The sequence below is a fragment of the Streptomyces sp. NRRL WC-3742 genome (genome assembly GCF_000720635.1).
Taxonomy (GTDB): Bacteria; Actinomycetota; Actinomycetes; order Streptomycetales; family Streptomycetaceae; genus Kitasatospora.
This window is the reverse complement of the sequence record NZ_JOCF01000068.1, coordinates 38815-52520: the sequence shown is the minus strand read 5'-3', so window position 1 is coordinate 52520 and position 13706 is coordinate 38815. Positions and strand designations below refer to the sequence as shown.

General features: G+C 73.9%; 11 protein-coding genes. 5 read left to right on the top strand and 6 right to left on the bottom strand.

Translation table 11 applies throughout. The features are described from left to right. Positions 1 to 1983: asparagine synthase-related protein (locus IH61_RS0131210; protein WP_031075993.1), on the bottom strand; the 1983-nt coding region annotated here is incomplete at its 3' end. Positions 1984 to 2692: 709 nt separating this feature from the next. Between IH61_RS0131210 and IH61_RS0131205 the strand changes: the two genes are divergently transcribed. The 5 genes from IH61_RS0131205 (at position 2693) to IH61_RS43420 (ending at position 10300) form a co-directional block, all read left to right on the top strand. Beyond that, a complete protein-coding gene (locus IH61_RS0131205) occupies positions 2693 to 4120 on the top strand; it encodes a hypothetical protein (RefSeq protein ID WP_031075992.1) in 1428 nt (475 codons plus the stop codon). Between the two features lie 419 nt (positions 4121 to 4539). Beyond that, the gene (locus tag IH61_RS0131200) at positions 4540 to 6147 is read left to right on the top strand and encodes a TROVE domain-containing protein (RefSeq protein WP_031075991.1); all 1608 of its coding nucleotides are present in this window, start codon (positions 4540 to 4542) and stop codon (positions 6145 to 6147) included. 450 nt (positions 6148 to 6597) lie between these two features. Continuing rightward, entirely contained in the window at positions 6598 to 7833 is a 1236-nt protein-coding gene (gene lhgO / locus IH61_RS0131195) for an L-2-hydroxyglutarate oxidase (RefSeq protein ID WP_031075990.1), read from the top strand. A 123-nt stretch (positions 7834 to 7956) separates the two neighbouring features. Beyond that, a complete protein-coding gene (trmB, locus tag IH61_RS0131190) occupies positions 7957 to 8742 on the top strand; it encodes a tRNA (guanosine(46)-N7)-methyltransferase TrmB (protein ID WP_078911530.1) in 786 nt (261 codons plus the stop codon). Between the two features lie 154 nt (positions 8743 to 8896). After that, positions 8897 to 10300 (top strand): PrsW family intramembrane metalloprotease, encoded by a 1404-nt coding sequence (locus IH61_RS43420; RefSeq protein WP_031075988.1) that lies wholly within the window; start codon positions 8897 to 8899, stop codon positions 10298 to 10300. Between the two features lie 399 nt (positions 10301 to 10699). Here the strand turns inward: IH61_RS43420 and IH61_RS0131180 are convergent, their stop codons facing one another. From IH61_RS0131180 to IH61_RS0131155, 5 genes are all read right to left on the bottom strand, one after another. Further along, complete coding sequence (locus tag IH61_RS0131180; protein ID WP_031075986.1) at positions 10700 to 11878, bottom strand: methyltransferase domain-containing protein; 1179 nt, start codon at positions 11876 to 11878, stop codon at positions 10700 to 10702. Beyond that, entirely contained in the window at positions 11875 to 12018 is a 144-nt protein-coding gene (locus tag IH61_RS47940) for a hypothetical protein (RefSeq protein WP_014137398.1), read from the bottom strand. The genes IH61_RS0131180 and IH61_RS47940 overlap by 4 nt, the downstream gene beginning before the upstream one ends. Positions 12019 to 12358: 340 nt before the next feature. Next, the gene (locus IH61_RS0131165) at positions 12359 to 12556 is read right to left on the bottom strand and encodes a hypothetical protein (protein ID WP_031075980.1); all 198 of its coding nucleotides are present in this window, start codon (positions 12554 to 12556) and stop codon (positions 12359 to 12361) included. Then, positions 12553 to 12747, bottom strand: a complete 195-nt coding sequence (locus IH61_RS0131160) for a hypothetical protein (RefSeq protein WP_158845479.1) — start codon at positions 12745 to 12747, stop codon at positions 12553 to 12555. The genes IH61_RS0131165 and IH61_RS0131160 overlap by 4 nt, the downstream gene beginning before the upstream one ends. Positions 12748 to 12847: 100 nt before the next feature. Then, positions 12848 to 13696 (bottom strand): helix-turn-helix domain-containing protein, encoded by an 849-nt coding sequence (locus IH61_RS0131155; RefSeq protein ID WP_031075976.1) that lies wholly within the window; start codon positions 13694 to 13696, stop codon positions 12848 to 12850. Between the last annotated feature and the right edge of the window lie 10 nt (positions 13697 to 13706).

Here is a 13706-nt window from a genome sequence, read left to right as displayed (position 1 = left end):
CAGGTGGGCGCGCAGGGCGGGGAGGTCGATGAGGCCGGCTTCGGCGAGGAGGGGGGCGTCGAAGAGTTCGGCGAGGCCGTCCGCGGCGAGGCGCAGGCCCGCGCGGGTGGGGGCGGTGCGGTCGGGGCGGGGGCTGCGGCCCCAGTCGGGGGGCAGGTCGGTGCGGCCGGCGCCGGTGAGGACGGCGTGCAGGAGGGCGTGCCGGGCGCCGGGCTGGAGGCGGACGTCGTCGGGCAGGAGGCGGGCGGCGCGGACCACCTGGTTGTCGAGGAAGGGCGCGTGCAGCCGCTGGCCGGGCTGTTCGGCGGCGTGCAGCAGCGTGCGGAAGGAGCGCGCCTGCCGGTGGAGGGCGTGCCGGGCACGGTGCGCGCCGGGATGTTCCTCGGGCGCCGGTCTGCGCGCCGCCAGGCGCAGCCGCAGCGCGACCGAGGAGAGCGCGTCGTCGGAGAGCCAGCGGGCGGCCGGGCCGGGGACGCACCAGGCGAGGTCGAGGGCCGAGCGGCGGCCCGCCGTGCCGATGCCGTCCGGGACGTGGCGGGCGGTCAGCTTGGCGGCGGCCTCGTCCAGCGCCTCGGCGTAGCGGACCCGGGAGAGCCGATGGGCGGCCCGGACGACGGCGAGCGGGGTGCGCACCGCGCCGGTGAGCACGCCCGCGGCGGCCCGGTCGGCTCCGGCCAGCGCGGCGACGGGCGGCAGGAGTTCGCGCGGGCGGCCGGCCCGGAGGAGGTCGGCGAGCCGGGCGGGGTGGCCGTCCAGGACCTGCCGGGCGCCGTAGCCGGTGAGGTGGTCGGCGCCGCCGGCGTCGAAGCGGGCCACGGCCCGGGCGGCGGCGACGAGTTCGGGGCCGGGCTCGTCGGTGAGCGGGCCGGTCTGCGGGTCGGTGCCCAGGCCCGCGTACGGGAGGGTGCCGGGGCCGGGGTCGAGGACGGTGTGCCGCAGGCGCGGGGTGTCGGGGGCGAGCGCGAGGGTGGCCGGGGCCTCGGTCTCGCCGAGGGTGACGGCGGCCAGTTGCTCGGGGCCGGCGGGTTCGCGCTCGCCGCCCCGGGCCCAGGAGCCCTTGACGGCGCCGCTCCTGGCGCCGGTGACGGGCTGCGCGGCCGGGCCCCTGGCCGGGGCCGGCGACGGCGCGGGCGGCAGCGGCACGGCGGCGGCGAGCAGGGCGACGGTCACGGAGGCGGTGCCGTACGAGAGGTCGACGCCGAGCCGCGCCCGCCCGTCCGGTGAGGGCGTGGGCACGGTGGTGCGGACCCGGGAGCGGACGGACTCCAGCAGCGCGCGGGTGAGTTCGCGGATCGCGGGCGCCTCGCCGCGAGGCTGCTCGGTGGTGGACGGTTCGTCGTAGCCGGACACGTACGGGCGGCCGCCGTGGATGGTGAGCGCGTGCCCGGGCGGCACCCGCTGGACGCCCAGGTACGGCGTGCCGGTGCCGAGCGCCTCCGGGGATTCGGGGCAGGCGAGCCGGGCGGCGAGGTGGCCGGTGTCGAGCGGGGCGCCGACGAGGTCGGCGAGCGGGAGGGCGGCGGTGGCGTAGGCGGTGCCGCCGGCCCAGGGGGTGTGGAAGACGGGCTGGGCGCCGGCGAGGTCGGTGAGCAGCAGGGTGGAGCGGGTGCCGGTGCGCAGCACGACGGTGTAGCTGCCGGGCCAGGCGGTGAGGTGGCGGACGGCGCCGCCGCGGGCGGCGGCGAGGCCCGCGGCGAGTTCGGCGTCGGTGGCGCCGCAGTGGCCGAGGACGGCGAGCCGGGTGGTGGCGGGGGTGTCCTCGGCGGTGTCCGGGGTGGTGGGGCCGGTGGTGACGGCGGCGGGGGCGCCGGGGCGGAGGGTGGCGAGGCGGATCTCCTCGGGGCGCCAGTCGCCCACCGCCCAGAGGGGGTTGGGGCCGGTCCACAGGGGGCGCGCGGCGATCGGAGTGACGGTGGCGAGGGCCTCGTGCGTCGGCGTGCCCGGCCGGGGCGCGCCCGTGCTCCAGCCCGTCAGCCACCGCATCGCGCCTCCACCGGACGAGGACCCGCACCCGGACGGCGCTCCGGCGCGCCGTCTGGAGACATCGTGCCACCGCCGGGGGCCACTGGGGCCGGTGTTTCCGGTTCCGTTTGCGCGTCACCGGGGCCGGGCGGGGCGGGTGTTGTGCGTGCCGGACGGACGGGGCGCGGTGCCGTCGGTTCCGTTTCGGTCGCGTTCGGTCGCGTTCGGTCGCAATCGGTTGCGCGGCGGGCGGGCCGGGCCTTCCCCTCCAAGGCCCGGGCCGCCCCGGGATCGCCTTGGCATGGGCATCGCGAGATGGCCGAAAGGCGTCGCCCAGTCCGGGAGGGCATCCGCATGCCCTCCCGGACTCCGCTGCCGCCCGCGGGGATTGAGGCGGCGGCATCCCCCGGCCCGCCGGGTCCTCGACGGCGGGCCGACCCACGACCACCAGCGAATCGCCGACCTGCCGGTCGGGCCAGGGGGCACGGCCGGGCGCACATCGACACGGGACCGGAGCACGAGGCTCCGGCGCACGCCGCACCCGGCCGGAAACGAGTGGTCCGGACCAACTCCCGCCCCACCACGGCGCGATGGGCCGGGCACGCGATCCCGCCATCCGGAATGCGACCTCTTAACCCTCGGAACGCGTCCGACTACTCTAGGTACAGCAGCTACGGCCCGGTGCCGCCCGGGCCCCGCGCACAAGGCCGCAGGAGGTGCAGCCGCCACCATGACCGTCAGCCCACGAGGACCGAACGAACGGCTCGGCACGCTCCTGTCCCTCGCCCAGATCAGCAACGCCGGACTCGCCCGCAGGGTCAACGACCTCGGCGCGCAGCGCGGGTTGACCCTGCGCTACGACAAGACCTCCGTCGCCCGCTGGGTCAGCAAGGGCATGGTGCCGCAGGGGCCCGTCCCGCACCTGATCGCCACCGCGATCGGCGGCAAGCTCGGCCGCCCGGTGCCGCTGGAGGAGATCGGCCTCGGCGACACCGACCCGGCGCCCGAACTCGGCCTGGCCTTCCCGCGCGAGGTGGCCGACGCCGTCCGCTCCGCCACCGACCTGTGGCGGGTCGACCTCGACCTGCGGCGCGGTCCCGGCGGCGGGCGGTGGAGCGACAGCCTGGCCGGAACCTTCTCCGTCGCCGCCTACGCGACGCCCGTCTCCCGCTGGCTGATCAACCCGGCGGACGGCTCGGTGGCCCGCGAGGCGCCGCGCTCCCCCAGCGAGAGCACCTCCTACCGGGTCGGCCACTCGGACGCGGCGAAGCTGCGCGAGGCGGCCCAGGAGGCCCGCCGCTGGGACTCCAAGTACGGCGGCGGGGACTGGCGTTCGTCGATGGTCCCGGAGTGCCTGCGGGTGGAGGCGGCGCCGCTGCTGCTCGCCTCGTACAGCGACGCCGTCGGCCGGGCGCTGTTCGGCGCGACCGCCGAACTGACCAGGCTGGCCGGGTGGATGGCCTTCGACACCGGCCAGCACGAGGCCGCCCAGCGGTACTACATCCAGGCCCTGCGGCTCGCCCGGGCCGCCGCCGACGTGCCGCTCGGCGGGTACGTGCTGGCCTCGATGAGCCTGCAGGCCGGCTACCGGGGCTTCGCCGAGGAGGCCGTCGACCTCGCGCAGGCCGCGCTGGAGCGCAACCGGGGACTGGCCACCGCCCGGACGATGAGCTTCTTCCACCTGGTGGAGGCACGGGCCCAGGCCAAGGCCCGCAACGCGGCGGCGTGTGCGACGGCGCTCGGCGCGGCGGAGAGCGCACTCGAACGGGCGCGCGCCGGGGACCCGGATCCGGCCTGGATCGACTTCTACGCCTACGACCGCCTCGCCGCCGACGCCGCGGAGTGCTTCCGCGACCTCGGGGTGCCCTCCAAGGTCCGGATGTTCACCCGCGAGGCGCTGGCCAAGCCCACCGAGGGCTTCGTCCGCTCGCACGGGCTGCGGCTGGTGGTCTCGGCGATGGCCGAGGCGGAGGCGGGCGACCTGGAGGCCGCCGTGGCCGCCGGCGAGCGGGCCGTCGAGGTGGCCGGAAGGATCTCCTCGCAGCGCAGCCGGGAGTACGTGGTGGAGATGCTGCGCCGGCTGGAACCCTTCCAGGGTGAGCGACGCGTACGGGAGTTGACGGAACGGGCGCGCGCGGTGATCGTCGCGCCGGCGTGAGGGGCGCGCGTCGGCCGGTAATTCGGATGCACCTTCGAGAGGGGCCTGGATAAGGTCTCTCTCGTCCAGGTGCGCAGGCAGAGGTTACTTCCACTTCGATTGGGTGTGTCGCGGGTTCGAGTCCCGTCACCGACCTCGGGTCGGTGTAGCTCAGTTGGTAGAGCAGCTTGTCACCTCAGCCGCTTTCGAACTCTGGACACCTAAACGTGAACAGTTCGTCCGCATCTCCCGGTGCGAAGGCAGCGGTTACTTCTGTGGAGTGCCCCCATGGGGCGCGTTGAAGCAAACCGAAACACCGCAGCCGATTCCCTAGATCTCGGGAGGCAAGGCGTTTCAAGGGCGGCTCGAATTCGGGCACCCCTGGCCGCAGCATGCCTCCCTCCCGTCGCGAAACCCGCAGGCCGAGGGGGGCTGCCGCCATGTCCAGGTTCAACATCCGCAAGAGGTTCACCGAGCCCGAGCAGACCCGGCCCGCCGGGCCGGTCTCGGCCGTGGCCACCACCGGCGAGGTCGTGGTCAACGCCAACGGCGGTGCCGGACACGTCCGGGACCGCAGGTCGGAGCTCTTCCTCCTGTCGGTCGCCAACATGGTCGGCCAGCACTCCTTCCACGAGCAGGGCGGCACCCGCGACGACCGCTACACGGCGCTCGTCCGCGAGCTCGCCGTCAGCGATCCCGAGTGGACGTTCAAGCTGCTGCGCTGGCTGCGCTACGACGCGCAGATGCGCACCGCCGCGCTGGTCGGTGCCGCCGAGTTCACCCGTGCCCGGCTGGACGCGGGCGAGCCCGGCTGGTCCCGGCAGGCCGTCGCCGCCGTGCTGCGGCGCCCGGACGAGCCGGGCGAGCTGCTGGCGTACTGGACCTCGCGCTACGGCCGGGCGCTGCCCAAGCCGGTCAAGCGCGGTGTCGCGGACGCCGTGCAGCGGCTCTACGACGCCCGGGCGCTGCTCAAGTACGACACCGCGGGCAGGGACTACCGCTTCGGCGACGTCCTGGAGCTGACGCACCCGGCGCCCCACCCGGACAAGCAGTGGCAGGGCCCGCTGTTCCGGTACGCGCTGGACCGGCGGCACCGGCCGGACGAGGCGCTGCCCCCGGCGGGCGACGCGATACTCGCGGCCAACCGTGAGCTGCTCGCGCTGCCCGTCGAGGAGCGGCGGGCGGCCGTGACGGCGCCCGGCGGTGCCGAGCGGCTGGCCGCGGCCGGGCTGACGTGGGAGGCCCTGGCGGGCTGGCTGCAGGGGCCGATGGACGCGGCCGCCTGGGAGGCGGTCATCCCGTCCATGGGCCCGATGGCCCTGGTGCGGAACCTGCGCAACTTCGACCGGGCCGGGGTGTCGGACGAGGGCGCGGAGGCGGTGGCCCGGCGGATATCCGACAAGGGCGAGGTCCGGCGCTCGCGCCAGTTCCCCTTCCGCTACCTGGCCGCCTACCGGAACGCGCCCTCGCTGCGGTGGGGTCACGCACTGGAGAAGGCGCTCGCCCACTCGCTCGCCAACGTGCCCGCGCTGCCGGGCCGCACGCTGATCCTGGTCGACCGCTCCGGCTCGATGTTCGACCGGCCCAGCGCACAGACCCAGCTCAACCGGGCCGACTCGGCGGCGATCTTCGGCACCGCGCTGAAGGTCCGCGCGGCGAAGGCGGACCTGGTCGAGTTCGGAACCTCGAGCAACGCGGTCGAGGTCGAACCCGGGGAGTCGGTACTGCGGGTGCTGGGCCGCTTCTCCAGCCTCGGCGGCACCAACACCGCGCAGGCCGTCCGCGAGCACTACCAGGAGCACGACCGGGTGGTCGTCGTGACCGACGAGCAGACCTCCGGGACGCAGGGAGGCTACGACCCGCTCGCCGCCGTCCCGGCCCACGTGCCGGTCTACACCTGGAACCTCGCGGGCTACGCCACCGGCCACGGCCCCAGCGGTGCGGCCAACCGGCACACCTTCGGCGGCCTGAGCGACGCGGCCTTCCGGCTGATCCCCCTGCTGGAGGCGGGAGAGGACGCCGGCTGGCCCTGGGAGGCACAGGAATAGGCCAACAGGGGCGGTGTGCCGCACGAGGGCCGGGGGGCTCGACGCGGCGCACCGAAGCGTGGCCGGGGGGAGGGTGTGGCGTGCGGGGCCGGGGGGCCGAGCACGCCGCACCGCGGCCAGGCGAAGGGGGGACGGCGGCGCACCGGGTCGGGGGGCCCGGTGCGCCGCCACGCGGCCGGACCGGGGGGACCGGCCGCACTCGGCGGGGGTGGTCGGCAGCAGGCCGACCGCCCCCGCCGCACCGGCACGTCATCCGAGCCGGCGGTACGTCACCTGCCCGCGCGGCGGAGCCTTCACGGGCCGACCGGCGCGCGGGAACGGGCCCCACCGGGCGCCCCCGACTGCCGCCGGCTGCCGCCCCGACGCACTCTCGACGCGCTCTCGACGCCCACCCGCCCCCGTGGCAGCATCGGCGGCACACAACAGCCGGGCGTCAGGCGGGAGCGAGCGGTGGCGGGCGAGTTCGATGTCGTTGTCGTGGGTGGCGGGATCGTCGGACTGGCCACGGCGTACGCGCTGACGCAGGCCCGGCCGGGCCTGCGGTTGGCGCTGCTGGAGAAGGAGAACGCCTTCGCCGCCCACCAGACCGGCCGCAACAGCGGGGTCATCCACAGCGGCGTCTACTACCGCCCCGGCTCGTACAAGGCCCGCTTCGCCGTGGCCGGTGCCGCCGAGATGGTGGAGTTCTGCCGCGAGCAGGGCATCCCGCACGAGGTCACCGGCAAGTTGATCGTGGCGACCTCCGCCGCCGAGCTGCCCCGGATGGCGACGCTGGCGGAGCGCGGCCGGGCGAACGGCATCCCCGTCGTCGAGCTGGACCGCGCCGGGATCGCCGACCACGAGCCGAACGTCACCGGCGTGGCCGGGCTGCACATCGGCACCACCGGCATCTGCGACTTCCCCGCCGTGGCCACGGCCTTCGCCCGGCTCGCCCGCGAGGCCGGGGCCGAGCTGCGGCCCGGGCGCGCGGTGCGGTCCGTGGTCCGGCGCCGGGACGGGGTGACGGTGGCCACGGACGCCGGGGAGCTGCGCGCCGGGGTGCTGGTGAACTGCGCGGGCCTGCACAGCGACCGGATCGCCCGGATGGCCGGGGACGACACCGGGGTGCGGATCGTGCCGTTCCGCGGCGAGTACTACGAACTGACCGAGAAGCGGCGGGACCTGGTGAACGGCCTGGTCTACCCGGTGCCCGACCCGGCCTTCCCCTTCCTCGGCGTGCACCTCACCCGGGGCATCCACGGGGATGTCCACGTCGGCCCGAACGCCGTCCCCGCGCTGGCCCGCGAAGGCTACGACTGGCGCACGATCCACCCCCGCGACCTGGCCGACACCCTCGTCTTCCCCGGTACCTGGCGCATCCTGCGCCGGCACTGGCGCTACGAGGTCGGCGAGCTGCACCGCTCGCTGTCCAAGCGGGCGTTCACCGCCGCCGTCCAGCGCCTGCTGCCCGCCGTGACCGCCGAGGACCTGGTGCCCGCCACCGCCGGGGTCCGGGCCCAGGCCGTGGCCCGGGACGGATCGCTGCTGGACGACTTCGCCTTCGCCGGCTTCGACCCGGAGGACCCCCGCTCCCCGCGCCGGACCGTGCACGTGCTCAACGCCCCCTCCCCCGCCGCGACGGCCTCGCTGCCCATCGGCCGGGAGGTCGCCCGCCGGGCCCTGGCCGCCCTGGAGGCGGGCGGCTGAGCCGCGCCGCCGCACCGGGATGAGCCCCGTCACACACCCCGACGGGTGCCCCGGACGGCCCCGTAGAATCGGGGGATTGTGACTGCCACCGCCCCGATCCCCCAGCCCTCGCCGTCCGCCCGGATGTCCGCCGCGCCGGCCGCCTACCCCGCGCCGATGTACCCGCACAAGGCCACCGAGGCCCAGCACCGCGAGCGCCGCATCCGCAGCTTCCAGCCGCGCCGGGGCCGGATGACCAACGCCCAGGCGGGCGCACTCGACCGCGGGTGGGAGCGGTACGGCATCCCGATCGACGGCACCCCGCTGGACCTGCGGGAGCTGTTCGGGGGCCTGCCGGTCACCCTGGAGATCGGCTTCGGCATGGGCGAGACCACCGCCGCGATGGCCGCCGCCGACCCGGCCACGGGCATCCTCGCCGCCGACGTGCACACCCCCGGCCACGGCAACCTCATCGGCCTGCTGGAGCGGGACGGCTCGCAGAACGTCCGCACGGCCGCCGGCGACGCCGTGATCCTGCTGCGCGACATGCTCACCGACGCCTCACTGGCCGGACTGCGGGTGTACTTCGCCGACCCGTGGCCCAAGCCCAAGCACCACAAGCGCCGCCTGGTCCAGCCCTCCTTCCTGGAACTCGTCCTGCCCCGGCTCGCCCCCGGCGCCCTGGTGCACTGCGCCACCGACTGGGAGCCGTACGCGGAGCAGATGCTGGAGGTGCTCTCCGCCTCCCCCGAGCTGGAGAACCTGCACCCCGAGGGCGACGGCACCGGCTGGCTGGAGCCGGCCGACCACCCCGAGGGCAGCGTTCCCGGCTACGCGCCGCGCCCCGACTGGCGCCCGATGACCAAGTTCGAGCGCGCCGGGATCGCCAAGGGCCACGTCGTACACGACCTGCTGTTCCGCCGCCGCTGACCCACCGGCCTCCGAGCCCTGTTCGGCCGGGTCGAACGGGTGACCGTACCCGAACGAGCACCGTTGACCCGGACGGACCATCGGTCGTGACCCGGACGGACGATTCGTCCCGACTCCTCCCGACGGGCGGCCCCCTTGGCCTACCCTGAGCCGCATGGGCAGCCCGTCCGGCGGCGGGCTCCGGGCACCCGCCCGGGCCGCCGACGACGCACCGCAGGCGACAGCTCCGCGCACCGGCGACACCCGGACCATCCCGGGGCCCCGGGGGTGCCGAGCCGACCGGCCGTTGCCCCGGCCCGCCGTCGTCCCGGCCGCCGCCGCGCCGCCCCCGCCGGCCGGGGCGCGCACCCGCCCGACGGCACTCTCCTCCGTCACCGCCACCACCGTGCTGGCCCTGGCCGCCTGCGGGGTGCTGATCCTCCACCTCGTCCAGCGGCAGACCGGGACGCTCGGCCTCTTCGTCGGCCTCGGCCTGGCGATGGTCCCGCTGCCCTTCGTACTCGGCGCCCTGGCCTGGCTCAACCTGACGGCGAGGGTGCCGCTGCGGCACACCGTCTTCTGCCTCGCCTGGGGCGCCTGCGCGGCCACCACCGTCGCCATCCTGGCCAACAACTGGACGGCCAGTCACCTCACCAACCGCCAGGGCCCGCTGGGCGAACTGCTCGGCCCCGGGATCGCCACCCCGCTCATCGAGGAGACCGCCAAGGCCACCGCCCTGCTGGTCCTGCTCCTCCCGCTCGGCCGGCGGCTGCGCTGCCACGGCCGCCGCACCGGCCGCCCCTGCGCACCCCTGCTGCACCGCCACCCCGCCCCGCGCCGCGCCCGCCCGTACGGGCACCGCCCGACCGACCGGGTGACCGGGCTGCGGCTGCGCCCGTACCTGCGCCCGCTGCCGTACCTGAGCCCGGCGCAGCCCCCCGGCGACGGCGGGCACCGCCGCTCCCGGCCGCGCACCCTGGCCGCCGGGGTGGTGCTCAGCGGGATGACGGCCTGCGGCTTCGCCTTCACCGAGAACGCCCTCTACCTGGGCCGGGCCTTCACCAGCGACCAGCGGCAGCGGCTGGACAGCATCGGCCTCGGCACCCGGCCCAGCATCCGCGACTTCGACGGCACCGTGCAGACCTTCGTGCTGCGTGCCCTGCTCTCCCCCTTCGCCCACCCGCTGTTCACCGCGCTGACGGGCATCGGCCTGGCCGTCGCGCTGACCAGCGGCCGGCGCTGGCTGTCCCGGCTGGCGTTGCCGGCCGGGCTGCTGCTGGCGATGGCGCTGCACGGCACCTGGAACGCCGCCGCCGACCTGGGTACGGACGGCTTCCTGGTCGTGTACGGGGTGCTGATGGTGCCCTGTTTCCTCGCGCTGGTCGGCTTCGCCGCCAGAGGTCGCAGGTTCAAATCCTGTCCCCGCTACTCAGTAGCAGGAAGGCCCGGAGGATTCGTCCTCCGGGCCTTTCGCGTTCCCGCAGGACGCGGAGCACGGATCGAATCCGTTGCCCTCCCTCCGGCAGGCCGCCCACGGCCAGAGGTCGCAGGTTCAAATCCTGTCCCCGCTACTCAGTAGCAGGAAGGCCCGGAGGATTCGTCCTCCGGGCCTTTCGCGTTCCCGCAGGACGCGGAGTACCTGGCGCGGAACACATGGCGCGGTACAGACGGCGCGGAACACGTGGCACGGAGCCCGGAATTAAATCCGTTGCCCGCCCTCCGAGGGGCTGCCTATGGTGGACCCACACTGAAAGGAGGTGATCCTGACTTGAGTAACTACGCAACTGCGCACGTAAGCGCGTCTGACTCGCTCGGGCGCGCCTCCGCTGAGGTTACGGCCTAGTCGTAGCCCAGCGGACGGGAACGCGCAGAAGTTGTCGTGCCCCCGGGACCCCCTCAAATCGAGGCCCCGGGGGTTCGGCATGTCGGGGCCCGGCCGCCCCGTGGGGGACGTGGTGACGGCCGGGCCGGTCTGGGGTCAGGCTCGGACGGGAACCGGGTTCTCCGAATGGTCCAGCCACACCGTGTGGCCGTCCGGGGTCACCGTGAGTCCGAACCGGTCGAAGTCGGGACGGCCTTGGTCGTCCCACCAGCGCCAGGCGGCCTCCACCTCGTCCCAGAGGTTGCGGGGGCCGGACTGGTACACCTCGTACTCCGTGCGGTCCCGCTCGTAGTCGGCGGAGGCCCACGACCGAGTGTCCCGGCTGTAGAGCCACAGCGTGTACGCGCCGTTGTCGTAGCGCTCCGCCCGCCAGAACGTCCCGGGCACGGCCGCCCCGATGACGAACTGCTCGAACCACCCACCCGTGTCCGGAGGGGCCAGCGTGGTGGTGCTCCTCACGGCGTCGGCAGGCCATTCCCGGCCACGTAGGTAGTGCTCGAAGGGCGGCCGGTCGGTGCGCTGCTGGCGCAGCCGCATGAACGCCGAGCTTCGGGTGAACGTGCCGTGCGCGCTGGTCCCGTCGCCATTCACGATCAGCCGGACGACCTGCTCACCGCCGTACTCGGTGCCGAACGGGGCGACGATGATCCCGCCGGGGGCCGTCTGCTCCAGCCACGTGGCAGGGATCTCCAGCAGGGAGCACGTGGCGATGATCCGGCTGTAGGGAGCGCCCTTGGCCCACCCCGACCGCCCGTCTCCCTCGATCACGGTCGGCTCAAGTCCGGCCCGGTCCAGGTTCGACCGAGCGCCACGGGCAACGTCCGCGTCGTACTCGACGGTCACCACGTTGGGGCCGCCCTGGCGGTGGGCCAGCAGGCCGGCGTTCCAGCCCGTCCCGGTCCCGACCTCCAGCACCGTGTCACCGGGGCGCACGTCGAGGTCCCGGAGCATCGAAAACACCATCGTGGGCATGGAGTTGGAAGAACTCGGGGTCGTGCCCAGCCCGTCGCCCTCGTGTTCTCCGTCGTCCCACTGCGTGGTCAGCGGGATGTCCGAGTAGACCGCCCTTCGCCACGCCTCGGGATCCTGCGACCGGTACACCACGGGGTTCTGTTTCGTGCCGTCCGCGATGCCCGGCCAGATGCGATCCGGGACGAACAGCTCACGGGGCACGGCCTTGAAGGACGGGAGCCAGTCCGAGGAAAGCGCGCCGCTGGCCACCAGCGCGGAGGCGAGCCCCTGGGGACCCGCCTCCTTGAGCGTCTCGCCGGTCACTTGCCGCCCGCCGGGCTCTGGCCGTCCGAGGTGTTGCCGCCCTCGTCGGACCCGCCGCCGCCGTGCCCGGAGCCCTTGTTGCTGTCGTCCTGCTGCTTGCCGCCGTCACCGGCACCCGTGCCGCCGCCGCGCTTACCCATCTCAGTACCTCCGTGCCGTTGGGCCCAACTGGCCGTTGCCTGCTGGGTTTTGCGACCCGTCCCGGCCGAATCCTTCCCCAGGCGGCCGGGACGGGAGTTCTGTTGGGCGCGTCAGCGCCTCGGGTGGTTCGCCTCACGCACCCGGGCCAGCAGCACCGCCCGGCGCTGCCGTTCCTCCGGCGTCAGGGGCGCCTCGGTGTGCTCCTCCGGACTGAGAACCGGCCGGGGCCTGGCGGGCCGCTCACGGGGCCAGGAATGAGCCTTCAGCCACCCGAACGGGTCCACGGGATCAGCGTCCCCGGAGGGGCCCCGTGCGGCCGTCTGCGGGTCGTCCTGGTGGTCACTCATCCGGGTCGGCCTGCGGGTTCGTGCACTCGCCGTCGTCGGCGTGGCGCTGCCGCCACCGGACCAGGTGCCGCGCGATCGTGGGGTTCGTGTCGGGCGGGTACTGCGCTTCGACCCCGTCGAAGTAGGCGCACCCGAGACAGGGGTTCTCCGGCGCACAGACAGCCAGGGTAGGTGCCTCGGGCAGCGTCACGCGGCCCCCTTGTCCGGACACACATCGGCACCGCAGGTGCAGAACGGCCAGTCCTGGGGGATGCCCCGCCCCATGGCCTTGGCGGCGTATGCGGGGTCGTAGTCGGCCAGCGCATCCCCGGCGGGAGCGCGCTGGCGCTGCTCGGCCCGGTACTCGGCGCGGGTCTTCGTCTTGCGAGTGTTGGTGCTCACCGCCATGGGGCCACTCCCTCGGACTGCTCAGAACCGATGAGCAACACGCTAGGGACCTAGGCGAGTTGGGCTCTACAAAGTTGCATGAGATTGCACAGATTCACCCCAGCGACTCAATCGCCGACGTGATCAACGCCCTCGCCTGGGACCCGTGGACCGCCAGCTCTGCCAGCCCCTCGAACGCTCGCCCGTACTCTGCAATCTCGCTGGGAGTCTTGACATTGACTCCTGCCGTGAGCAGTTCCACAGCCACGTGCTGATCATCGAACATGTAGAACGCTTCCAGCGGCCAGATTCGGCGCGGTGCCGTAAACGGGATAATCCCGAGACTGACCCGAGGAAGCGCCATCACTGCGAGGAGATATCCCAGCTGGGCCGCCATAGCTTCGGAATCACCAATTCGATAGCGCAGGACGGTTTCTTCCATCAACAATGCGAATCGGTGATTTCCCTCGCGGATCACATGAGCCCTCGCCATGCGAGCCTCTACGGCCTCCGCCACATCATCCGGCGTGCCCTGAAATTCAGTGATGGAGGCCATGAGGGCAGTGGCGTATCCCGGTGTTTGAAGCATTCCCGGCACGACATTGGAAGCGTAAACGCGAAATTGGCGCGTGCGCTCCCAAAGTGGAACAACCTCTTCTTGTGCTCGGCGCATGCCATGGCGCTGCAGTTTTTTCCACTGGACATACATGGAGTCCGCAGTGCGATTTGCCGCAATAATGTCATCCGCTTGCCCAGCAGCGCCGCACGCTTCACACCAGGAACGTATGTCAGCATCAGAGGGCGGGGTCTTCCCGTTCATAATCCGAGAGGACTTCGAGGGATGCCACCCACAGCGGATAGCTAGCTCACGCCCTGTCAGCCCTGCATCTAGGAGCAGTTCCCGCAGTCGGGCCGCCACGGCTTCGCGGGCTTCTTGAGCACTAGATGATGGAGATGAAGGCATGAGCTAGCTA